The organism is Butyricimonas faecalis (assembly GCF_003991565.1).
In the GTDB taxonomy this organism is placed as follows: Bacteria; Bacteroidota; Bacteroidia; order Bacteroidales; family Marinifilaceae; genus Butyricimonas; species Butyricimonas faecalis.
This window is the reverse complement of sequence record NZ_CP032819.1, coordinates 3575891-3597152: the sequence shown is the minus strand read 5'-3', so window position 1 is coordinate 3597152 and position 21262 is coordinate 3575891. Positions and strand designations below refer to the sequence as shown.

General features: G+C 44.8%; 23 protein-coding genes. 10 read left to right on the top strand and 13 right to left on the bottom strand.

Features of this window, described 5'->3' with window-relative positions; genetic code table 11:
- Window positions 1-62: 62 nt before the first annotated feature.
- Window positions 63-326 (bottom strand): DUF4099 domain-containing protein, encoded by a 264-nt coding sequence (locus D8S85_RS15350; RefSeq protein WP_004318970.1) that lies wholly within the window; start codon window positions 324-326, stop codon window positions 63-65.
- 42 nt (window positions 327-368) lie between these two features.
- Window positions 369-2135, bottom strand: coding sequence for a DUF3945 domain-containing protein (locus D8S85_RS15345; protein ID WP_004318969.1), 1767 nt, complete (start codon window positions 2133-2135; stop codon window positions 369-371).
- Between the two features lie 151 nt (window positions 2136-2286).
- Between D8S85_RS15345 and D8S85_RS21570 the strand changes: the two genes are divergently transcribed.
- Both D8S85_RS21570 and D8S85_RS15335 read left to right on the top strand, forming a co-directional pair.
- On the top strand, window positions 2287-2628 hold the full coding sequence (locus tag D8S85_RS21570; RefSeq protein WP_034522595.1) for a hypothetical protein: 342 nt from the start codon (window positions 2287-2289) through the stop codon (window positions 2626-2628).
- Between the two features lie 276 nt (window positions 2629-2904).
- Window positions 2905-4161, top strand: a complete 1257-nt coding sequence (locus D8S85_RS15335; RefSeq protein WP_004318967.1) for an ATP-binding protein — start codon at window positions 2905-2907, stop codon at window positions 4159-4161.
- 111 nt (window positions 4162-4272) lie between these two features.
- Here the strand turns inward: D8S85_RS15335 and D8S85_RS15330 are convergent, their stop codons facing one another.
- From D8S85_RS15330 to mobA, 7 genes are all read right to left on the bottom strand, one after another.
- The gene (locus tag D8S85_RS15330; RefSeq protein ID WP_005832188.1) at window positions 4273-4563 is read right to left on the bottom strand and encodes a DUF4120 family protein; all 291 of its coding nucleotides are present in this window, start codon (window positions 4561-4563) and stop codon (window positions 4273-4275) included.
- An 18-nt stretch (window positions 4564-4581) separates the two neighbouring features.
- The gene (locus tag D8S85_RS15325; protein ID WP_004318963.1) at window positions 4582-5070 is read right to left on the bottom strand and encodes a hypothetical protein; all 489 of its coding nucleotides are present in this window, start codon (window positions 5068-5070) and stop codon (window positions 4582-4584) included.
- 10 nt (window positions 5071-5080) lie between these two features.
- Complete coding sequence (locus D8S85_RS15320) at window positions 5081-5335, bottom strand: DUF6926 domain-containing protein (protein ID WP_004318961.1); 255 nt, start codon at window positions 5333-5335, stop codon at window positions 5081-5083.
- 11 nt (window positions 5336-5346) lie between these two features.
- A complete protein-coding gene (locus tag D8S85_RS15315; protein ID WP_004318959.1) occupies window positions 5347-5610 on the bottom strand; it encodes a hypothetical protein in 264 nt (87 codons plus the stop codon).
- 216 nt (window positions 5611-5826) lie between these two features.
- Window positions 5827-7851, bottom strand: a complete 2025-nt coding sequence (gene mobC, locus D8S85_RS15310; RefSeq protein WP_004318957.1) for a conjugal transfer protein MobC — start codon at window positions 7849-7851, stop codon at window positions 5827-5829.
- 34 nt (window positions 7852-7885) lie between these two features.
- The gene (gene mobB / locus D8S85_RS15305; RefSeq protein ID WP_127075352.1) at window positions 7886-9139 is read right to left on the bottom strand and encodes a conjugal transfer protein MobB; all 1254 of its coding nucleotides are present in this window, start codon (window positions 9137-9139) and stop codon (window positions 7886-7888) included.
- A 1-nt stretch (window position 9140) separates the two neighbouring features.
- Window positions 9141-9599: a conjugal transfer protein MobA gene (gene mobA / locus D8S85_RS15300; RefSeq protein ID WP_034522587.1), complete on the bottom strand. Its 459-nt coding sequence runs from the start codon at window positions 9597-9599 to the stop codon at window positions 9141-9143.
- A 609-nt stretch (window positions 9600-10208) separates the two neighbouring features.
- On the opposite strand from mobA, the gene D8S85_RS15295 reads away from it, so the two are divergent.
- The 4 genes from D8S85_RS15295 to D8S85_RS15280 are packed head-to-tail and all read left to right on the top strand — an operon-like array spanning window position 10209 to window position 12448.
- Window positions 10209-10961, top strand: coding sequence for a ParA family protein (locus tag D8S85_RS15295; RefSeq protein ID WP_005832182.1), 753 nt, complete (start codon window positions 10209-10211; stop codon window positions 10959-10961).
- A 7-nt stretch (window positions 10962-10968) separates the two neighbouring features.
- Window positions 10969-11388 carry a DUF3408 domain-containing protein gene (locus D8S85_RS15290; RefSeq protein ID WP_005832181.1) on the top strand — a complete coding sequence of 140 codons (420 nt, stop codon included), beginning with the start codon at window positions 10969-10971 and terminating at the stop codon, window positions 11386-11388.
- Between the two features lie 2 nt (window positions 11389-11390).
- The gene (locus D8S85_RS15285) at window positions 11391-12179 is read left to right on the top strand and encodes a DUF4122 family protein (protein ID WP_127075350.1); all 789 of its coding nucleotides are present in this window, start codon (window positions 11391-11393) and stop codon (window positions 12177-12179) included.
- Window positions 12180-12181: 2 nt separating this feature from the next.
- A complete protein-coding gene (locus D8S85_RS15280) occupies window positions 12182-12448 on the top strand; it encodes a hypothetical protein (RefSeq protein ID WP_005832178.1) in 267 nt (88 codons plus the stop codon).
- 72 nt (window positions 12449-12520) lie between these two features.
- On the opposite strand, the gene D8S85_RS15275 is transcribed toward D8S85_RS15280, so the two are convergent.
- The 4 genes from D8S85_RS15275 to D8S85_RS15260 all read right to left on the bottom strand — a co-directional run bounded on the left by D8S85_RS15275 (window position 12521) and on the right by D8S85_RS15260 (window position 17512).
- Entirely contained in the window at window positions 12521-13315 is a 795-nt protein-coding gene (locus D8S85_RS15275; RefSeq protein ID WP_034522585.1) for a TIGR02391 family protein, read from the bottom strand.
- A gap of 292 nt (window positions 13316-13607) precedes the next feature.
- On the bottom strand, window positions 13608-15083 hold the full coding sequence (locus tag D8S85_RS15270; RefSeq protein WP_127075348.1) for an RNA-directed DNA polymerase: 1476 nt from the start codon (window positions 15081-15083) through the stop codon (window positions 13608-13610).
- 58 nt (window positions 15084-15141) lie between these two features.
- Entirely contained in the window at window positions 15142-16398 is a 1257-nt protein-coding gene (locus D8S85_RS15265; RefSeq protein ID WP_005832172.1) for an ATP-binding protein, read from the bottom strand.
- A gap of 133 nt (window positions 16399-16531) precedes the next feature.
- On the bottom strand, window positions 16532-17512 hold the full coding sequence (locus D8S85_RS15260; RefSeq protein WP_034522583.1) for an IS982 family transposase: 981 nt from the start codon (window positions 17510-17512) through the stop codon (window positions 16532-16534).
- Between the two features lie 59 nt (window positions 17513-17571).
- Between D8S85_RS15260 and D8S85_RS15255 the strand changes: the two genes are divergently transcribed.
- The 4 genes from D8S85_RS15255 to D8S85_RS21965 are packed head-to-tail and all read left to right on the top strand — an operon-like array spanning window position 17572 to window position 21250.
- Entirely contained in the window at window positions 17572-18120 is a 549-nt protein-coding gene (locus D8S85_RS15255) for a zinc ribbon domain-containing protein (protein WP_117589815.1), read from the top strand.
- A 1-nt stretch (window position 18121) separates the two neighbouring features.
- Window positions 18122-19141: a BMP family ABC transporter substrate-binding protein gene (locus D8S85_RS15250; RefSeq protein WP_005832166.1), complete on the top strand. Its 1020-nt coding sequence runs from the start codon at window positions 18122-18124 to the stop codon at window positions 19139-19141.
- Entirely contained in the window at window positions 19122-20606 is a 1485-nt protein-coding gene (locus D8S85_RS15245) for an ABC transporter substrate-binding protein (protein WP_240648694.1), read from the top strand. Before D8S85_RS15250 ends, D8S85_RS15245 begins: the two co-directional genes overlap by 20 nt.
- Window positions 20528-21250 carry a C13 family peptidase gene (locus D8S85_RS21965; RefSeq protein WP_240648692.1) on the top strand — a complete coding sequence of 241 codons (723 nt, stop codon included), beginning with the start codon at window positions 20528-20530 and terminating at the stop codon, window positions 21248-21250. Before D8S85_RS15245 ends, D8S85_RS21965 begins: the two co-directional genes overlap by 79 nt.
- The last annotated feature ends 12 nt before the right edge of the window (window positions 21251-21262 follow it).

Sequence of the window (21262 nt, the reverse complement as noted above, 5' to 3'; positions counted from 1 at the left end):
CGGTACGCGAAGACGGGAAACGGCGGTTATACATTCGGTTTACATATTATAAGAAGGCGGGGTTACTGTTCCACGGGCTTGATACCGAGGATTTCGAGCAGCGGGTCGCCGTCCTTGCGTACCAACTGGAGTGTGGCGTCCATCACCACGTCCACGCCGAGCAGCACCAGGCTGAGCGATACCACGTTTGTCTTCTCACCGCTGAGCAGCGTATCGAGTTCCCCGGCCATTTCCAGTTCATCCTTCAGGATGCCGATGGCTGCCAGCTCGTCCCAGTTCACGTCTTCCGCCTTGAAAGGCGTGTTGTTTTCCTTGTTCATTTCCATGTTCTGATTCTTTTGGGTTCAACATTCGTTTTGCTTTGACCGTCAGGCTATGCTCGCCCCCCTGGATTGGCGGTTTTCCTCTCCCTGTCTTTGTGTGGCGGACACCACGTTGCGCTGCGAGGCGTCGCGTCTGCGGTCGGGATTCTCGTTGTAGAAGTCCAGTCTGCCCTGGTTGAAGTTCGCCTTGACGTACTGCGAGATGGTCTTGCCGTCATACCCCTTGATGCCCTCGACCAGCACCGCCTTGCCGCTCTGGAGGTCGGCACGCTGCTTGCGGGTAAGCTCTACGTCCCATACCTTGGCCGGTATCTTGAACTCCTCGCGCTGGTCGAAGCCGTCCCGGGTGCGCGAGTAGCTCAGCCTGCCCGTTTCGAGGTCTGCCTTGATGAACGAGGAGAATTCCTCTCCCTTGCGGTTCACCATGTCGTTGAGGAAGATGGGCTTCCCTTCGCGCAACTCTTTCTGTTCCTCGGGAGTGATTTTCACGCCATTGATTTCATTCGGGATGTAGATTTCCCGTGCGCCTTCCGGGGAGTCGGGATTGTAGCGGGTGTAGGACGGGCGGCCTGTCGCCTCGTCGAGTTTCACGTAGGAGGAGAACAGTTCCCCGTCCTTGCGCTTCATGCCCTCCACGAAGATGGCCTTGCCCTCGTTCAGGTCGTCAATCTGCTTCTTGGTCAGTTCGACGCCTCCCAAAGACTGCCGGTTGAAGAGCTTGTCGTTCTCGAAGATGAATTCCACGCCCCTGCGCTCGGCGTTGACCTGGAGGTGGGCGTCGAACGGGTTGCCCGATCTGGCTGTCATTCCTTCGACGAATATCTTCTTGCCTTCCCGCAGGTCGTTCTGCTCCTGCTCGGTCAGTTCAACTCCGCTGATTTCACGCGGTATGAAGACATTCTCGGCTTTCATCGCCACCACCTCGTTGGTCAGCTTGTCGATGCTGACGAAAGAGGGGACATACTCGCCGTTGCGGTTCTTCAGTTCCACGACACGCCCCATGTTGCCCGTCTCAAGCAAATTTTTCTTGTCCTCGTCCGAGAAGATGTGCCCGAAGTAGGGACGGTCGAGGTCGGGTTTCTGCCGGATACCGTGGATGCCCAGCACGATGTCTCCGGAGCGGGACTGCTGGAACGAGAGCCTCGCGTCGGTGCGTAGCACGGCGGAGCCGAAGTTCATGCTGATGGGCACGACCTGGTTGGTCTTGTAGCCCCTGAGCATCTGGTCGAGCAGCCCCCGTTCCTGGAGTTCTTCACGGGAGAGCCCGAAGTTCTTCAGCTGCTCCCAGTTGATCATGGACTCGTTGTAGCGGTACTGGGGCTGCTGCTGCGTGCCGTCACCTTGGGCGGCCTGCTGCTGTGTTTCGTTTTTCTTTGCCATTTCTTCTTGATTTTGATGGTTGATACTTTGGTTTTCCTTGTCGCGGGGGACAATCTCGTACTGTTTGAGGAATTCCTCCACCGCGTCTGTCTTTTTTCCGGCGGCGAGGTCTTCGACGGCCTGCCGCACTTTCGGGTCGTCCAGCGTGTCTTCCTTGATGGAAAGGATGCCGAAGCGTGTCGGGTCCTTGAGCTGGCTCCAGAAGTTCTTCAGGAAATTCTCGAACATGTTCGCGTAACGGTCGATTTTGAGGAAGGAGTTGCGGTGCTCCTTGTCTGCCGGCACTGTTTCGTACCTGCCGTCCTTGTCGAGCTTGCTGACCGCCTGGAGGAGCAGCTCCATCTTGTCGAGGATAAGGACGATGTCACTCATCTGCTCGTTCTCGGTGACTTGCGGTTTGAGGGGTTCGTCCCTCACGTTTTTCTTTGCCATAACTTTGAGTTTTTAGCGTTGATAATTGTTGTTGTCACCGCAAATATATAGGCATAATTTTGATAAATGACTATGTTTCAATGCGTTAGGCTATCCATTTCATCAAGTGTCATCATGTTTCACCGCGAGAGGAAAGAGTGTGGGCCGGAAAATGGGAAAAACGGAGGGAGAAGCCGGAACAACGCACCAAAGCCCGAAAGCGGAAAAAAGGGGGAAGCGTACGGACAGCCGCAACCAATCGAGGAAAAACGGCAGGGACGACACGGAAAACGGAGGCAAACCGCAAGGACGGCACGCAAACGGCAAAGGAAAAACTGTAATATGCAGAGTTGGGAGCGAGCGCAGCCCTTGTCCCCGTTTGAGGTATCCCCTGATGGGACAGGAAGAAGATTTTGTTTGGAAAACTCCGGGTGGCGTGACCCATTGGGATATCATAACGCGGCAAAATATCCCCCGGCAGATTTTTTCATTGACCTTGTATTATGCGTCGTAGGTCGCTTCGCTTGCCAAGTCCCAAACCTTTCCGCAACTCGGACGGCAATACCGGAGCGTTTTTTCGGGCGGAAAATTACCGCAGGGAATTTTATGTCCCGAAAACCGAAGGCTTGAACGTGCAGGTATTCGCCCTCCGAGTTACCTTCTTGATGGGACTTGGTAAGGGAAGCGACATTAATAAGCCCGGCTATTGCTATTGGAGAAATTTGGTACTTTTCCCATTTTTTTCCAATAGAATAATCGCACTACAGATAATTTTTACTACTTTTGCAACATGAAAATACCAAGAGACAAATACTTACAAGAGCTGCAAAGTGTGATGCACAACGGAATGATTAAGATTATTACCGGTGTACGACGTTGTGGAAAATCTTACCTTCTATTTGAGTTATTCAAACAATCATTACTTGATAATGGCGTGAATGAAGATCATGTTATTCAAGTAGATTTGGAAAACCGACGTAGTAAAGATCTCAGGAATCCGGACACATTATTGGATTATATTGACGGGCATATTGTAGATAACGATATGTACTACATACTATTGGATGAGATTCAACTTGTTCCAGAATTTGAAGATGTACTCAATAGCTATCTGAAAATTAAAAATGCAGATGTATATGTGACCGGTAGTAATAGTCGAATGCTATCCAGTGATGTAAAAACCGAATTTCGTGGTCGAGGATATGAAATCAGAGTACATCCTTTAAGTTTTTCGGAATTTCTCAAGACAGGACAGTACGCAAGCGAACTTAACGCTCTGCAAGACTATATGATTTATGGAGGAATGCCGCAGATTGTGTCTTTTTCTGACAAAAAGAAGAAAGAAAACTATCTTAAATCATTGTTTCAGGGTACTTATATACGCGATATAAAAGAACGGTATAATATTAGGAATGATGATGATTTGAACGAACTTATAGACATTATAGCTTCTAATATCGGTTGCCTGACAAATCCGACAAACCTTGAAAATACATTCAAATCTGTGAAAGGTCATAGTATCTCAGATACAACCATACAGAGTTATCTCGGGATGTTACAAGATGCGTTTATGGTGGAAAAAGCCATTCGGTATGACATTAAAGGTAAGCATTACATCAATACACCTTCAAAATACTATTTTGAAGATGTAGGATTGCGCAATGCCCGTCTGAATTATCGTCAGATTGACGGTGGCCACCTTATGGAAAATATTATATATAATGAACTGCGTATCAGAGGGTATTCTGTTGATGTCGGGCAAGTGGAGGTGAGAACAACAAATGCCGAAGGAAAGAAAATACGAAAACTATTGGAAGTGGATTTTATTTGTAACAGTGGGAACAAACGTATGTATATACAATCAGCACTTGATATGCCTACTCCTGAGAAAATTGATCAGGAAACAAATTCACTTCGTCATATCAATGATGGATTCCCTAAAATAGTCATAGTTGGAGGCTTAACCCCTTCTTATGTGAATACTGATGGCATATCAATCATGAATGTGATTGACTTCCTTAAAGATACAGAAATGGGGCTATTGTAAATAATTACAATATGGGCAAAATGGTGTGCTAAAAATGGTGCGTAGGTCTCTATACAAGATGACCTACGCATCATTTTTATAATCCAGGATTCCTTTTAGAGATATACAAGTTCAAGTATGTATACTCCAGCCGTGTATGGGAGTCAGTGTAACCGCATAAGACTGGTCCGGTTTTCCATGGTAAAGCAATCCTCCGACAATACCGCTGCTTCCGTTAGCGGCCACTTCCGCAAAACCGAATGAATGTGGGGCGAAATCCCGGTAGAGTTCAATTTCATACCTGCCGTTTGAGTTCTTCTCCCATTGTTTGAGGCGTTCAATGCAATTCTGAAATGTTGTGTCGCCGATACTTTTGGCGTACTCCACTACCTTATCGTAGTGTTCCTGACATCTGATTTTCATAACATGATTTAATTGGATTTATAATAGTTCTTCGTATGTTCCGAAACCGATACACTCTGCTATGGTGAAATCTTCCCTGCCTTTGTCCGCCATGGATTTCATATCATTCAGGCTGTCGCAGTAGAAGAATATTTCATCGTCCTTTTCCGTATCGGCATCCATAGCCAAAGCAATTCTTGCCTCTTCCGTTTCCAACGTATCGTTCCACCGTATCACGCAATCCGCGTAATGAGGTTCACATCCTTTTTCTGTATAGAATTTAAGATAATGGCTTCCGATTTCCTTTCTGACCTCATCCGGCTTTTTCCATGAACTGTCATCCACGATTTCAAAACCCAGCCCTTCGACCAGCAGGCAAGTACCATTATCATATACCATCATGGTGCGTTTGCCGATGTGTTTTTTACGCATTTCCGCCCAGTCGGGTATATCCCAACGCTCGGTAGTCCATACCCCGCGATAGGCTTCAGATATGGAATTGTATTCGCTTAATGTTATCTTCTTCATGTCAATGTTTTTATAGGATACAGAAAGTTACCTTATAAGTCTTGCACGCCTTTCCGAATGCCGGATTGGTGTCGAATTCGTTGTATGACTCCCAATCCACCGACATGGTGTAACCGTTCGGAAAGTTTTCAACGATGAACTTGGTTATCATCTCCTTGTCTTCATCGGGCAGGAACAGTTCCTCGTCGATGCCGTACTCCAATGAAAAAATCGCCCATTCGGGAATGTTGTCCCAAACGATCGTCTTGCTGTTATTGTTATTCATAGTCCTGCTGATTATTGGGGTGAAACCATAAGTCTTTTTATAATTTCGTCAAGCTCCGTTTCCCACTTGTCCGCCCCCTCAATGAGTGACGGGTAGGTCAGCTGTTTCCACTGTCGGTAATCGAACAGTTTCATCCGTAGCGGATAGTAGTCGAACAGCTTCCTGTTGTCAGCGAATATTCTCAGGTGGTTGGTTCCCACCTCCATCAGTTTCAGTCCGTATCGGTCGATTATCTCTTTGAACCGTCCCATCGGTGTAAAGTTGCTTCTGCTCATACCTTTTGTTTTTTGAGTTAGACATCCCCGGCTTTGTAGAGCCGAGATTTTATTTCTTGCCTGCCCCGCCGTTCCGTGCCGGATTGCGCAAGGCTTTCGGGAAAAATACCGCAAGCGCAGCGAGGATGATTTTTCCGCGAAACCCGAAGGGCCCGGCCTTGCACAATCCATAAGGCACGGGACGAACTTTGCAGGCTGAAATAAAACAGCGGTGTCCTATTCCTCTTTTTTTCCGTCCTCCTGTGGAATCAGGTGTTTCAAATCCGGGTCATTGGCAATTCTTTCCATCTCATCTTCAATTATTTGCAGTACGTCCGCCTTGATACGGGAGTAGTTGCGGTCTATCTGCTGCTGCATGATGTCGTTACCGTCTGCATCCTTGAACTCGTTGATGACAGGGATTTTTTTGTAGGCTCTGGTCTCCGCCGCCACCTTCTCGTTATCGACGATGATACGGGCATGGAAAATCTTCTGCTCGATTTCCTCACCGAAGTTGTCCGCCACGCTGCCCACGAATGTACCCTGCGAGAGGTTGGCAATCTTGGAAGCGGGTATCAGGGAATCCAATTGCGTGTTGATGGAGGTGGATGTGTCCTGCCGGTTGATGGATATGGACTGCCTTTGCTGAAGGATTTTGCCGAAACGCTCCGAAAGGTTCTTTGCCGTTTCGCCTACCACCTGTCCGGAGAAAATATTGCCGACTGTATTTTGGATCACTTTCGCCTCTTTTTCACCGTAGTCACGGGTCAGCTGCGAGAAGTCCTGGAAGCCGAGACATACCGCCACCTTGTTGCTTCGGGCGGTGGCTATCAGGTTGTCGATGCCGCGGAAATAGATGGTCGGTAGCTCGTCTATAATAATGGAACTCTTCAGCTGTCCCTTCTTGTTCACCAACTTCACGATACGGGAATTGTACAGTCCCAAGGCCGCCGAATAGATGTTCTGCCTGTCAGGATTGTTTCCCACACAGAGGATTTTGGGCTGTTCCGGATTGTTCAGATCAAGTGTAAAATCATCGCCCGTCATCACCCAATACAACTGGGGTGAAATCATCCTCGAAAGCGGAATTTTTGCGGACGCTATCTGGCCCTGGAGCTGATCTTGCGCTCCAGATTGCCAGGCATCCATGAATGGGGAAAGGTAGTTTTCCAGCGAGGGATAAGAGGTAAGAATCGTGAAGATATCGGCATACGGCTTGTTAAGAAATTCTATCGCGTGGGGGAAGGTGCAATACTTGCCGTCTTTGTAAATCCGCAAGTACCAGATAATCGCCGCGAGCAGGATAATCGGTGACTCCACGAAGAAATCACCCTGTTTCTGTATCCAGGTCTTGTTCAAATTGAGCATTATCGTGTAGGCGGATTCGTAGGCATCGGAAATATCCACCATGAATTTGGGATTGATGGGATTGCACCTGTGCGAGCGTCGGGGGTCATCGAAGTTTATGACATAGAACTCCGGTTTAACCTTGTAATGTTCCTTGTGTTTAAGCAGGTGATTATAAGCTATTTCGGATAAATCCGGAAACTTGTAATCATAAATGTACATGGCAAAGGATTTCTCGATTTGCTGTTTGATGTAGTTGTTTACCACCGCGTAGGATTTCCCGCTGCCCGGTGTTCCAAGCACGATGGACGCACGAAAAACGTTTACAACGTTGATCCATCCGTCCCATTCCTTGCCCTGATACACGAACTTGGTCGGCAGGTTGACGGAATACTCGTTTTCCATAAAGCGGGTTTCCTGCATGAAACTCTCGTTGGCGGTGTTGAACACGTCCTCCATAAGGTTGTGTTTCAGCATACGGCTTATCCATACGCCCGACATCAAAAGAAGGATGTACCCGGCGGTCAGCGTTACCGTGTAAATGGCGGCATTGACCGTAGGATTGAACGGCAAATCAAGCATCCACCAGTTCATGAAGAACAATACAAGCCCCGAAAGGAAGGCGGTATATATCTTCCGCCAGGTCATCTTCTGGTTCTTCACGCCCTTCGTGCCCAAACATGACAGGGCAAGGAATATGACGGCGAATACTTTTGTCACCAGCAGGTTGCTGAAAAGCCCCGCCGTCCTCTGGAAATTCAGGAGTATCTTATCGACCACTCCGATGTTGATACCCGCATCCACGAATGCCCGGTAACAGAACCAATAAACGTGGATGACGACAAACACGATGGATATGGCACGCATGAACTCCATGACCTTTGCCAATCCTCTCAAATCATCTTCTTGTTGCATATTGAATAATTTTAATGGTGAATGAATACTGTTTTCAGGAGATACCCCGTGAGCGGCGTTTCTTTTTCTTCTTGCGTTGCAGCCTGCGTGCGAGAGCCTCTTCCTGCGGGTCGGGACCATTGGCTTCAAAATCGAAGATTCCGAAAGCCTGCCCGATGGCGTTTTCCATGTCGGCAGAGAAACTGCTTTGCCTGCTGATTTCCGGTGTGGGAGCATCCAAGTCAGGAATATTGTTCGGCCCATTGAACAATCGTTCAAAGGCATTTGCCGAGAACTCCTTTCCGAGCCGCGAGCCGTTATACACCTCCCTGTTCTTGTGGTCGATGAAAGTAGCACCGTAAATGCGGCCTTCATTATTTTCACGGAATACCACGTCTATTCCCTGCCTGTTGAGCAGGCGGATGAAGTCCTCCCGGTTGCCCCGGCAGCCGTGCATGGCGAGTGCGACACCGTTCCGTATCTTGGGCTGCCATTTCTTGTCCTTGTATTCACGGGCATTGAATCCGATACGCTTTTCCAGTCCTTCATAGCCGAAGCGTTTTCCGATAAGGGAGGACTTGATGGGCGTACATATCGGCTTGCCTGTATCGTCTGTCATGGTATAGACAATGCCGTTGTAAGGCGTCCCTTCAAATTCGCCCCTGACCTGCTTCGCCTCGATGTTGAAGCAGGACAGCAACGCGCTGTACTCCCCGAATGACTGAAAGCGGTAAGTGGAGAACACGCTCTTGAGGATGTTGGAAACTTGTTGCTTTACATCGCCATTCTGATAGTCTGCTTTTTTCAGATATGGTTCCAACATTTCCCTGCGTTTGTCCTCCACCTGCTTCAGTCCGAACTTGCGTTCCAGTTCCCGGCAGGCTTTCATCGAGCGATTCCACTCGTAGGCGTCATCTATCTTTTCCCCTTTCTCGTTCACGCAGGTGGAAACGATATGGATATGCCTGCGGTCTATGTCCTCGTGGATATACACGATGTAAGGCTGGTCGCCGTAGCCCATGCGTTGCATATACTCCCTTGCCAAATCCGCAAACTGGCTATCGGTCAGTTTGTCGTCCACAGAAGGATTAAGGGATATATGCAGTATGGGCTTTTCCGTATTCTTGTTGGCGAGCAGGTAGTTCTCGAATGCCCAAAGCGTGTTCCTCATGACCTGCTCCGGATTACCCGTGACATCGGCAATCATGCGGTTGCCCGAAATGATGCGTGCCGTGGAGTCGTCCACTTTCTGCTGGTTGTAGATGACAGCCCCATAGAGCGAGGCGCCCCTGTTGATTTTCGCCACCATGTCATTCCTCCTCCCTCTGCTTTTTGATAAGGTAGGTTTCCTCAAACTCATGGGTCAGCATGATGATCCGCTTGCTCAGCACCACCAGATCTATGGTCGTCTTTTCCAGATTGCGGAGCAGGGCGTATGCCCGTTTCTCCCCGAAATTGTTCTTGATTGCCTTGACCGTCTGGTTGTAGTTGTTGCCGATGGCCTGGAACTGGTGGTAGAAATTGGTAAGGCGGACATAGTAGTCCATCGTCGCCTTGTCGATTCTGACCACCTTGATTTCCTTTCCGAAAATCATTGCCTTGATGAATTTGGAGCGTTCCCTCAGTCCCGATTTTTGAAACTGGATATCGAACTTTACGTTCTCTTCCGAGTTTAGCCGCACCACATAACGGTACACGGCAGGGTCGGTTTTCGGTTTCCGCCCTACACCTTTTCTTGTTTTTCTGTTCTTGTTTTCTTCCATACGCATTGATGTTTTTTGTTTCTTATCTTCCGTCATGGATTCACGACTTTGGAGTGAATCCCACCCCGAGCCGGCAGGCGAGCGGCAAGTTGTTTTGAGTGCCCGAATTCATTTCGGGTGCCTCAAAACACAACTTGCTATTACCGCTTGGTAATGAATTTTCCTTCGTCAAATTAAATTTTGACCTTCAGCCTCATTCTTCGGCTTCGGGAAACCTCCGCAGCGGTATCCGTTCCGTTGTCGGTGCAAAGTTATGGCGGTTTATCCTGTTGTAAAATAGCGGGTTATATGTAACGTGATGACATATGGTGACACAGGTCGTCACCTCCCTTGAAACATAGTGATGATATGAAAAAATACCTTTTTATTTGCAACATAAACGGTAAAACAAACCAATAGTCAAGTAACTGTCCGTTGTATTGCTGGTTAGCGAAAACACTTGTTGCAACAGGTGGGCAGTGATTGTTTACTTGCTTTGTTAGGGCAGATAACTATCGGTTGGTCGGTTTGCCGGTTGGTGAGCACAAAGTAACCATATCACTAACAAACCTTGTCACAAAGTAAATAACAGACAAGTAAAACAATAGTGTAATAAACCATTAAAAAAGTTCAGTTATGAAGAAGAATCCGTTATTCGTTGCGGTCAGCAACCAGAAAGGTGGGGTCGGCAAAAGTACCATGCTGGTAACGCTTGCCAGTCTCCTGAATTATTCGATGGATAAGAGTGTGGCCATCGTTGATTGTGACTCCACCCAGCGCAGCCTGTTCAATCTGAGGGAACGGGACATGGAGATGGTGGAGAAGAACAAGAAGTACATGGTGCTGTTGGAAGAGCAGAGGCTTAGGGGGTGCAGGATTTATCCTATCAGGCAGGCAAAGCCGGAGAATGCACGCCAGGTGGCCGGAGAGTTGGCGGCAAAAGCAGATTTTGATATCGTTTTCATAGATTTGCCAGGGTCTATGGACATATCCGGTGTGTTGCAGACCATTTTCAATGTGGATTATGTATTGACCCCCATTGCCGCTGACAATTTCGTTATGGACAGCAGTTTTGTCTTTGCCAAAAGCGTCATGAAGTTTTTGGAAAACCGGAAGAATATTCCTTTGAAAGACGTGTTCCTGTTCTGGACCAAGGTAAAGAAAAGAAGCAATACTGAAGTGCTTGACAACTATATGGCACTGATGAAGAAACAGGGGCTGAAAATTCTGGATTCAGCCATTCCGGACCTCTGCCGTTATGACAAGGAACTCTCATCCCGGACCCGCACCTATTTCCGCTGTTCACTCCTTCCACCGCCGGCAGGACAACTTAAAGGCAGCGGATTGCAGGAACTGGCAAATGAACTGATTGTAAAATTTAACCTGTAATTGAGGTATGGCAAAGAATATAGTAAAAGTAAATGAAGAGGAAATCAGGGGGTATATGGTCGGTAACATTCCTGATGCCATTGAGAAAGAGGATGTCATCGTGGTAGAAGTTCCAGCAGAGGAAACCGATAAAAGGCCGGATAAGGAAAAGGAAACAGCCTCGGAAAATCCCGAACCTCACCCAAAGCGTAAAAGTGAAAGCGGTTTCCGTCAGAAGTATCTGGTGAATACCCCCATGCCCGGACGTATCCAGGTGTACCTGAACCGCAAGCTGTACGACGAGATAAAGAATTATCTCAATGTGATAGCTCCCGAAGTAAGTATCGCGAGCTATATCAGTAACATCATAGCCGAGCATATAGAACTCAACATCGAGGAAATCACCCGAATGTATAAAGACCGTTTTTCACCCCCTAAAATTCAATAGTCATGGAAACAACATTAATTTATTTTTCAGTAAAAGCCATGTCGGCAACCTATATATTATATAAGGTATGGATGTTTATATTCAGTCCGAAAGTTTATAAATTCTGGGACAATCAGCTTCGTTATATGCGTATGGCACGTATCCGGTTATGGAAATCACGTAAAAAACGAATGGTGGAAAAAGCAAGGAAAGCCCGGTATAGGGCAAGACTGGACAAGGCTGAAGCATGGATCGCACAAGCGGAGAACGATATCCTAAAAGTCGGGCATGAAAAGAAAACCGAAACGCAGCCGAATCCCATGGACGAGTACAATGAAGTAATCGGCAAGACGAAGATAGTCTATCTTGAAGACCCGGAAGTGGCGAGAAAAACTCCCACACGTTCTGAACCTATGAAAAAGGAACCCATAGAGGAGGATAAGGATATAAATACGGATGACGTGATTGATGACTTTACTCCCAAAAAAGGACTGACTGAATCAGAAAAACGGGAACTCATGTCAAATGACGGGTGCGTTCCTGACCCGGATTTTTCAAGGGCATTGACTTTTGAAGAACTGAACAATGTCGCTGATGTGCTTATTTCGGGAACGGATGACAGAAAGAAAATCCGAAATGCTGCCGAAACCCTGTACCAACTTCAGGATACAGACCTGTTCAGTTTTTTTTCAACCGAACTGAGTACTCAAAGCCAATTGGAAAAACTGCTCAAAGAAAATATGCCAAATGGAAAAGAGACATCAAAACAGTCTTTGGAACAGATTGGAATTGATTGGAATAAATACATGTAAATATGGAATCGAATATGAAGGACAAAAAACAACAAGCAGTACCGCAGTCAGAAGCAGAATCTTTTGGCATAAAAAGAAATCCTGCAGTTCGTGCCCCACGCATCTGTCTATCTGAAGAAGAAGTCATCAGAATTATGCGGAATGAAGACGCTATCAAAAAGAAGATAGGAAATCTTATTGATAGTATGCTTTGTGATGACTCGCAAATTTCAGAAATGGATAATACAAAAAATAAGACAGAGGCATTCGATATAGATGAATTCGTTTAATTGTTTCTTTTTGCTGTCATAGTTTCAGAAGGCATGTCGATGTGATATCGGCCTGCCTTTGATTTTTAAGTATTATTCAACTCTTTTGGCATTATCTAATCTCCTATGACAGTAAGAAATCAAAGACAAAATTTCTAAAGCATCTTGTTCACTCACTGGCCACTCAATTTTTGGTTGATGAGCTTCTGGATTCCTAAACATATTGCACAAACCTTCTAAGATTGCCTCGAAACCTTTCTGTTCATCTTTTTCCTGTTTGGATTTATACGAATTGATTACCAATATAGGATGATTAAACACATATTCCACTAACCGTATTCCATCAGTATTAATTAATGACAGTTGCCGTATTCTTGCAAATAACCCTTTGCAAGCTTCAAATACAGCATGAAAGTAGTTCTTATCAACTAGTTCTGTTGTGCAATATTTGAATATTTCTTGATGTGCATTCCTCATCTGAAGATTTACTAAAAGGTCATTTGCACGTTGTTGGGCTTCACTAATAGTTTTTGCAGTAGTAACGACCCTAAAACGGCCGTTTGATTGTAATTCATAACCTACATAAGATAGGCATTCATTAATCGCCTTTCTTTTTGTCTCAAAAATTTGATTATCTGTAAAACGCGCAGGGTTCAATACAATTTGGATGAATCTCAATATTTTGTTTGAACATTTATCAAAGTTCTGAACGGATGCAAGTGCACTGTAAAGCCTTTTCCATTTCGTTATTTCAGGAGTCACATCTTTAATATTACACTGCTGAAGGAAATAAGATATTTCAGATCCAGTAAGTCCATTCGATGTATCTCCTAGTATTTTTGAAATACGTTCCAATATACCTTGGTTTAAGCAATATCTTAGTTCCATAACTGTCAATATATATAAGTGTTATCAATAAATGTTGAACAAACTAATTTCATCAATGTCTATTACTGGAGTGTAACTATCCCTTACCCATTCAGTGCAAATTTTATATTGAGGAAACGCACCCTTATAGGTAGGGTGTTCAAAATCCTCATAATTTTTATGTCCAAATTATCCCAAAAATGAATGTCTAACTAACAGTAAATCAACAAACTGCAATTTTAAAATCGTGCAGGATTCCCATTCCGATACATTATGCATATAATTGTTGCAGAATATCAGTGAGTTATAGCGTTTATTTGGTCAAAAATCGTGCGGGATTTTTTCTGGATTTTGAACACCCTACCTTATAGGGTTCATCTACCCAATCATTATTCCATAAATTAACGCCAGTCTCACCATTTACGATTTTACATATATTTTCAGTATATGTAACAGGGTGAGGCAAATTAAATGCTATACGTTGAATCCATATTTGAATTTCGCCAATATTCGGAAACCTCTGAAACTTCGCATAAACATTATTAACAATTCGCTCTCTTTCATCTGTCGAAGGAATTTTACTAAGGAGTTTACTGATGATAGAAAGAATTACCTTGTACGTTTTCGGACTATATAGTGCTATTTCTGTGAAAATTGATATCATCACAAGGTAATCGCCACAAATCGCAATTTTTTTGTTCAATCTTTGGGCAAAAGTTGTTAAAAGTTTTATTAGTGTACCGCTGTTTGGATGTTTTTTGGAAAATTGGTATATAAAAAGAGCCTCCTGCTGAAGATTGGACATTGTAGAGTATATCCTTTTCTGCGTTTTCCTATAAATTGGACCTTCTGAAATATATGCTTTCTTATCAGGTTTTATAGAATCACTGATGACATCTTCTGTCAGATATGTCTTTTTCCCATTCAATTGAAAATTGAGTTCTGCAAGAACTTCTTGAAGAAAGAATGCTATTCGTTCTGTATCCTCTTTTGAATTGCAAAAAATACGATAGTCATCTCGGTATCTTACTATATGATAGTTAGATATTCCATTTGTATTTAGTCTTTCGCTAAGTAGCTTATCTGCATACGCAAGTACTATTTCTGCAATAAAGTCAGATAACGTACTTCCCTGAGGTATACCATTTGTTTGACCATATTGCATACCTTGCATATAGTTGTCAATAATATTTCCCAATAGTCCTGACTTATTGCGTTTTTCTTTAGCTTGTTCTTTTCCCATCAATGCCCACGCAATGGTATGAGTATATATAGCACAGTAACAATTCGTAATATCGGTAACAAACATATATCTATAAGACAAAGCTAACTCAAGGCTTCTTTGTTCAACATTTTCCCACCAAGAACTTACTGATGCTGACATATGTGATTTGTCTGTGTCTCCTTTAACTTTAGGAATACTCGCAACTTCTATGTTTGGTACTTTCAGCTCAGCAAAGCGATCTTTTATCTCCTTCCAACTACTCTTATTTGTCATAGCCTTGACAAGCAGATAATAAAGGTATGGATTAATTAACTGAATAGGCCTATATGAATACTGTGCATCCTTCTTGACTAACATCTTATGATTTACGTTTTCATAATCAGAAGGCATTCTCTTAGGATCTTTTAGAATGTCTCTCAATTCTTTATTTCCGACAGAATTTTGGACATATTCTATCACGGGCTTAAAATCTATGTATTTGGGAAACTGCATATTACAATAGTTTTGCGATTCCAAGAAATACTGTCTTGCTTTTATATGCGAAAGTTCAAGAATGGTCTTCATCGACAATATTTTACTATATTTTTCTGATTGACTTTTATTATTGACGACACTTATGTGTTTATATATCTAAACTATCTTCTTTGAGTAAGAAATCAAATAACCCGACTGTGAGAATCCCTTCCTCATTTCGGCGAGGCATAATGTGATCTTTGACAACAATGATTTTCTTGAATGAATCATTGATATTCGTCAACGAACGGGATTCCTGTATTTCTTTCTCTCTATCCGGTATAGACAATGCCGACTGTATATAGTACTTCTTGCTGCCAAGAGTCGCTATAAAATCCACTTCAAGGTGGATGCGAGTCCACTTCCCGTCCTTATCCGGCTTCTTTATCTCCACCATTCCAACATCGACACTATAACCACGGACAATCAATTCATTGTAAATGATGTTTTCCATGATATGCGTTTCCTCTTGTTGGCGCATATCAAGAATGGCATTTCTTAAGCCAATGTCCGTAAAATAATACTTGGAAAGCGTATTGATGTACTTCTTTCCTTTAACGTCGTAACGTACAGCCCTATTCAAGAGGAACGATTCTGACAAGTAGTTCAGATATTTGGAAATAGTTTGACTGCCAATTTTCACATTTTTCAAACTTTTGAAAGTATTCGACAATTTTGTAGGGTTGCATGGAGCACCTATAGATGATGCCATAATGAGAAGTAATTCACGCATTTCATTCTCATTCTTGATTTTGTGCCTCTCGATAATATCTGCCAAATAAACAGTCTCAAATAGATTTTTCAGATAGTTTATCTTCTTTTGTTCGGTTTCAAATGACTGGACAAGAGGTAAACCACCGTAGGTGAAGTATTCGCGCCACGCATCTTGTTTGTCTCCACCTTTAGCCAAATAAAATTCAGAAAAAGACAGAGGATTTACATGAATCGTCTCTCCCCGGCCTCTAAACTCCGTTGGAATATCGGATGACAGGAAATGGGAATTGCTTCCTGTTACATACGTATCGGCATTTTCGATATGGCGGAAACTGTTCAATACATCGACAAATTCATCCATCAGCTGTACCTCATCAATAATGATATAGTAAAGTTCCTTGTCCTTGATTCTGTCGTGAACATAGTGAAGCATCATATCCGGATTCCTTAAATCCTTGTTCATCCGATCTTCAAGGTCAATCCGGATAATGTGATCATCTGCAATTCCATTTTCCAACAAATAGTGGTAGAATAAAACATTCAGCAGGTATGACTTGCCGCATCTGCGGATTCCTGTCACTACCTTGATAAAACCATCTTGACGGCTTTCTATCAGTTGCTGAAGATATCTGTCTCTTTTTATTTCCATCATCACATTAAATTTCTGCCAATATTGGCATTTTTTTACAATACAAAGGTAATGACTATAATCCGTCCATGCAAGGATTATATTATTTTTTTGCCAATATTGGCACTTATATATTATGGACTACCCGTTGGCGGAATTAATTTAGTGCATACTTAATTCTGCCAATGGGCTTGTTGTTGATGAAGTTTACGTATTGCAGAATGGTAAGTGCACTAATTTTGCCGATGATTCTGGCAAACAAACCATTCGTTATTTTCGCATAGTTTCTGATGGCCAAGAACTGGTCTGTAAGTTGTGAGAATATTGTCTCAATCCTCTTTCTTGCCTTTGCAAACGGAATGAATGTCGGCTTCCAGTCCTTCTGGTTGAGCCGATACGGACACTCCAGTCTTATGTGTGCGGTTTCGAACAAGTCAAGCTGTACATCAGCTCCAATATACCCTTTGTCGCCATAGATGCTACAGTCGTGATAAGCATGTTTCACATCCTTCATATAATGGAGATCAGCCGCACTTGCCTTTGAGAGATCATAGGAATGGATAACTCCACATAACCAACAGAGAGCGTGTAACTTATAACCAAAATAATACGTGTTCTGCGAAGCGCAGAAACCGAAGTCTGGAGCTTGCGAGAAATCACCGGTACGTCCCATCTTGCATCGTTTCCCTCTTGCAACCCTACAGACCTCTATTGGCTTGGAGTCAACAAAGAATTGTTCCTCTCCACCATCCATTTCCATGGCAACCCTTTTGCGCAGTTCCTCACACAAGCCTGCAGTTTTCTTCCTGCGGTCATTGAACTGTCTCCTTGATATGAGATTGGGAATGCAGTCCTTGTACTCTTGCAATTTATAGTCGAACAACCACTTCTCACTATCAATGCTCTCTGTCTCTGCTGTCAGGGACAGTGCCACTACTTCCAAGTCAGAAAACTTAGGAACAGGACCACGGCGTGGAACATTACCCGATTCATTGACGAGATTTTCAGAGAATTGCTTGCATATCTCAAGTATTTTGACGAATTTTGTATAAAGGTTGTACATACGATGGTTTGAACTTAATGTTTTGATTGTTGCTAAGTTACTAAAAATCAACGATATGTGCAACTTTTTACTCATCTTTATCAACTTAAATTAATTCCGCCAACGGGTAACAAGCAATTAAAAAACAACTTATTATGGTAAAGAAATTTTTAACAATCATGTTTGCTTCAGTGATGGCAATGCTCGCTTTCACTGCTTACAGCAACGACGATGAGCCACAAGGACCGTTTGGAGAAAAAATGTTGGAGAATATCGACAAGATAATAGTCGACCAAGCTGATGCCGGAAATCTCTATCAGAAAAAGGATGATGCTGCCCGGTTTATATTGGTAGCAGACTCAAAGGAGGCTGCCCATGGAGTGTGTGAGAAGTTCATTCTCGATCAGTGGGACGGAAAGCAACGCACTGTCAAACTCCCTGACAACTGCGGCAGAATCTCACTCACACCCGGTTCGGACGAAAGTATCTTTTACACCGTTTCGTTCAATGCTCTCAAGAATTTCAAAGAACCGGACATGACAGTCGTAATCGTTCCGGAGGAATACATGGACGGGGATAATCTTGCTATAGACCAATACTTCCCGGCAAGATGGACTGAAAAATGTCCCAATTGTGGTCATAAGTGGAAAACATTTGCATCCGGACCATATACATGCTCCGAATGTGGTCATAAGTTTGATTAGTATGCACAATACTTTCCGCGCTATCTTGGCAATGACAACGTTCCTGGTAACAGGAGCGTTGTCATCCTGTAATCATACCGATGAGTTGGAGCCGGAATCTCCGGCACCACAGATTGTTTTTCTCTTCTCTCCGGGGGGATTGGGTGACATGAGCTATAATGACCGTATACTTGAGGGTGTTCAGAGATTCAAGATGGAAAACGGAGATATAGACATCTATATCTACTCCCCGGAATCCCTGCAAGAGGCTGAGAAAATTTTTGCGGACTGGCTTGAACGTCCCCAAAGCAGCATACCCGTGCTTTTTGTATTAGGTAGCAGTGATTATGAGCCAATGGCGGAACTTTATCTGGCAGAACACGACTTGACACCCAACAAAAGTATTCTGCTTTTTGAAAGCCGGAAACAGTATAAGGACGAGAACATCCATACCTTCCAGATTTCGATGTTCGGGGCTTCATACCTTGCAGGAGTATGTGCAAGAAAATGTTCTGAGATGACACCTCTGGTGCTGCTTGCCAATAATACCGACAGCCCCATCAACATAGCCAAGGACGGTTTTATTGCAGGCTATGGCAGCGACTGCGATGTGGAGTATCTGGCGGATGATTGGACGGGATATGTGTCGGCTTCGCTCGCTTACCGGAAAATGAGCGATTGGGCGGTTGATTACGACTTCATCTTTCCGGTGGCAGGTGGCTCCAACGCCGGTATATACCGCTACTCCCGTGAATTTGAGGTCTCACCGTACCTTGCAGGTATGGACATCGATCAGTCAAGCCTCTCCAACCGGATTACGGGTTCGGTCATTAAGCATATTGACCAATTGATTTACAGGTATCTGACGGAATGGGTCGTCACAGGGGATATGCCGGAGAACCAACTTTACGGTCTTGAAAGCGGGTATGCCGACTGGCTGGTCGCACCCCGATACGTGAATGATTTCAGCAGCTTAGTCAATGGAATGCGCCCTCAGGCTATGATTTTTGAGAAAGAGTATTATGAAACAAGTGGTTATTAAACTTATTGCACCGCTCCTCTGCCTGATTGGTCTGTGGAGCTGTTCGGACGATGAGCCTTCCCTGTCTCCTGACAACAAGCAGTGGACAGAGAAGGTTGTTGCCGTGGTGCTTCCCATGGAGAAAGGGCTTGATGTGCATTGGAAAAGGACATTGGGAATGTTTACAACCAACTTTGAGCGTGCATTCAAGAACCACGAAGCGGGTATAAGGTTAAAGTTTGAATACTACGATGAGGCAAAGACCGATGTGCGGGAACTTGCCCGGTCGCTGGCATTCAACGACGAGGTGTATGCCGTAATCGGCGGGCTGTATTCTTCCAATGCGGCAATCCTCGCGGCGGAACTGACTATTGTGGGCAAAACATTCTTCACTCTCGCCACCGCCGAACAACTGGTTCGTGCATACGCATCGACAGGCTATCTTTGGGCGATGACCGAGACCGACATTACGCAATGTGAGGTGCTTCTCTCCAAGGTGATTAACTATGAGGGTAAAAGTGTGGCACTTTTGGTCAAGGAGAACGACGGTTACGGACAAACGTTCATTGACTGGTTCGCATTTCAAGCACGCGAACTGGGCTTGGAAAACATGGGATGCTATGCTTACACCTCTGACAATATAGCTGATGTGTCTCGCCAAGCCATGCAGTCAGGTGCAGAGTATGTGATATGTATCCCCTCTGAAATAGAAGAGATGAAGCCGATGCTTGAAGCGCATAAAGCACAAAGTCTGAACGGGCGCAGTGTACCGCGGATGTTGTTTTCGGATACCGCCTACGGTGCGGATGTACTCAAGATTCACGGTGATGCCGCCGAAGGCATAGAGGGAGTCGCATTTGGTGCCGACCCTGAGTCGGGGTTTGACGTAAGTTACAGGACCTTTTTCAATGCTACGCCTACTCTTGGAGAATCTCAGCTCTACGATGCCGCTATGCTCATCGGCTATGCCGCATGGTACCAGCAGTTCAGACCGGAGTTGTCGTTACAGAAATCATTAAGGGCCGTTGTTTCGGGTGAAGGCTTGAACATGGGCAGCTGGACAGGTGAGGATATGGGGCTTGTGGTGGATGCGCTCGCTGCCGGAAAGTCGCCCTATGTCCGTGGAGCGTCAGGACATTTAAGGTTCGATGCCAAGGTGTTTACCAATGTACTTGCCACCACTTACTATAATTTCAAGGTTTACAACGGACAGTACATCATCCTTGACTATAACACCAGCGACGGGGGGAACCGCACGATGCGACACTTGCCGGTTGGAACTGGAAAGCCTCCCGGATGCAGGATTTCGACAATTCAGGAGAATTCAATTACCCTGCACATACCGGCAACTGGGCACTCCTTGTCGCTTCCTCCAAGGAATGGACCAATTACCGCCATCAGGCAGATGTGCTCGCTATCTATCAGCAGCTCAGACAAGCCGGATATACCGACGACCGTATCATTCTCATTGTCGAGGATGACATAGCCGATAATATATCAAATCCCAACAAGGGAGTCATACAGGTGACTATCGGGGGAAACAATGTATACGAAAATGTAGAGATTGATTATCGTATGTCATCGTTGAATACAAAAGATATACTTGCCATTCTCAGTGGCGAAAAAAGCGAAAAACTGCCCACGGTAATCGAATCTACTGAGAACGACAACCTGTTCGTTTTCTGGAGCGGACACGGTGTGCCGGGGGCCATGTGTTGGGATGAGGAAGCTTACGCCATGACAGGCGATAAACTGTCTTCTGTTTTTGAGGATATGAACCGCAAAAGGCGTTACCGTAAACTTCTCATGATGGTGGAGGCTTGTTTTTCGGGCGGTGTGATGAAGCAGTGCGAGGGCATCCCCGGGATGCTGTTCGTCACTGCGGCCAACGGCGACGAAACATCCAAGGCTGATGTCTTCAATTCAGAGATGAAAGTGTGGATGAGCAACCGTTTCACCTCCACCTTTATCGAACAAATAACCGATAACAAGGAGGTGGCTATGCGCGACCTCTATTACCGGCTGTTCATCAATACTGTCGGAAGCCATGTTATGGTGTATAATGCTGAAAACTATGGCAATCTTTATTCAGCCAATATGTCAGAATTTATAAATTCAATAGTTCGTTAAAAAATAGCCACG

Coding starts and splice junctions, on each gene's coding strand:
- D8S85_RS15325 (WP_004318963.1), bottom strand. CDS start 5,070: ATGAAGAAGATAACATTAAGCGAATACAATTCCATATCTGAAGCCTAT.
- D8S85_RS15295 (WP_005832182.1), top strand. CDS start 10,209: ATGAAGAAGAATCCGTTATTCGTTGCGGTCAGCAACCAGAAAGGTGGG.
- D8S85_RS15250 (WP_005832166.1), top strand. CDS start 18,122: ATGCACAATACTTTCCGCGCTATCTTGGCAATGACAACGTTCCTGGTA.
- D8S85_RS15285 (WP_127075350.1), top strand. CDS start 11,391: ATGGAAACAACATTAATTTATTTTTCAGTAAAAGCCATGTCGGCAACC.
- D8S85_RS15315 (WP_004318959.1), bottom strand. CDS start 5,610: ATGAGCAGAAGCAACTTTACACCGATGGGACGGTTCAAAGAGATAATC.
- D8S85_RS15245 (WP_240648694.1), top strand. CDS start 19,122: ATGAAACAAGTGGTTATTAAACTTATTGCACCGCTCCTCTGCCTGATT.
- mobC (WP_004318957.1), bottom strand. CDS start 7,851: ATGCAACAAGAAGATGATTTGAGAGGATTGGCAAAGGTCATGGAGTTC.
- D8S85_RS15260 (WP_034522583.1), bottom strand. CDS start 17,512: ATGAGTAAAAAGTTGCACATATCGTTGATTTTTAGTAACTTAGCAACA.
- D8S85_RS21570 (WP_034522595.1), top strand. CDS start 2,287: ATGGGAAAAACGGAGGGAGAAGCCGGAACAACGCACCAAAGCCCGAAA.
- mobB (WP_127075352.1), bottom strand. CDS start 9,139: ATGGTGGCGAAAATCAACAGGGGCGCCTCGCTCTATGGGGCTGTCATC.
- D8S85_RS15345 (WP_004318969.1), bottom strand. CDS start 2,135: ATGGCAAAGAAAAACGTGAGGGACGAACCCCTCAAACCGCAAGTCACC.
- D8S85_RS15290 (WP_005832181.1), top strand. CDS start 10,969: ATGGCAAAGAATATAGTAAAAGTAAATGAAGAGGAAATCAGGGGGTAT.
- D8S85_RS15320 (WP_004318961.1), bottom strand. CDS start 5,335: ATGAATAACAATAACAGCAAGACGATCGTTTGGGACAACATTCCCGAA.
- D8S85_RS15280 (WP_005832178.1), top strand. CDS start 12,182: ATGGAATCGAATATGAAGGACAAAAAACAACAAGCAGTACCGCAGTCA.
- D8S85_RS15265 (WP_005832172.1), bottom strand. CDS start 16,398: ATGATGGAAATAAAAAGAGACAGATATCTTCAGCAACTGATAGAAAGC.
- D8S85_RS15275 (WP_034522585.1), bottom strand. CDS start 13,315: ATGGAACTAAGATATTGCTTAAACCAAGGTATATTGGAACGTATTTCA.
- D8S85_RS15350 (WP_004318970.1), bottom strand. CDS start 326: ATGGAAATGAACAAGGAAAACAACACGCCTTTCAAGGCGGAAGACGTG.
- D8S85_RS15335 (WP_004318967.1), top strand. CDS start 2,905: ATGAAAATACCAAGAGACAAATACTTACAAGAGCTGCAAAGTGTGATG.
- D8S85_RS15255 (WP_117589815.1), top strand. CDS start 17,572: ATGGTAAAGAAATTTTTAACAATCATGTTTGCTTCAGTGATGGCAATG.
- mobA (WP_034522587.1), bottom strand. CDS start 9,599: ATGCGTATGGAAGAAAACAAGAACAGAAAAACAAGAAAAGGTGTAGGG.
- D8S85_RS15330 (WP_005832188.1), bottom strand. CDS start 4,563: ATGAAAATCAGATGTCAGGAACACTACGATAAGGTAGTGGAGTACGCC.
- D8S85_RS15270 (WP_127075348.1), bottom strand. CDS start 15,083: ATGAAGACCATTCTTGAACTTTCGCATATAAAAGCAAGACAGTATTTC.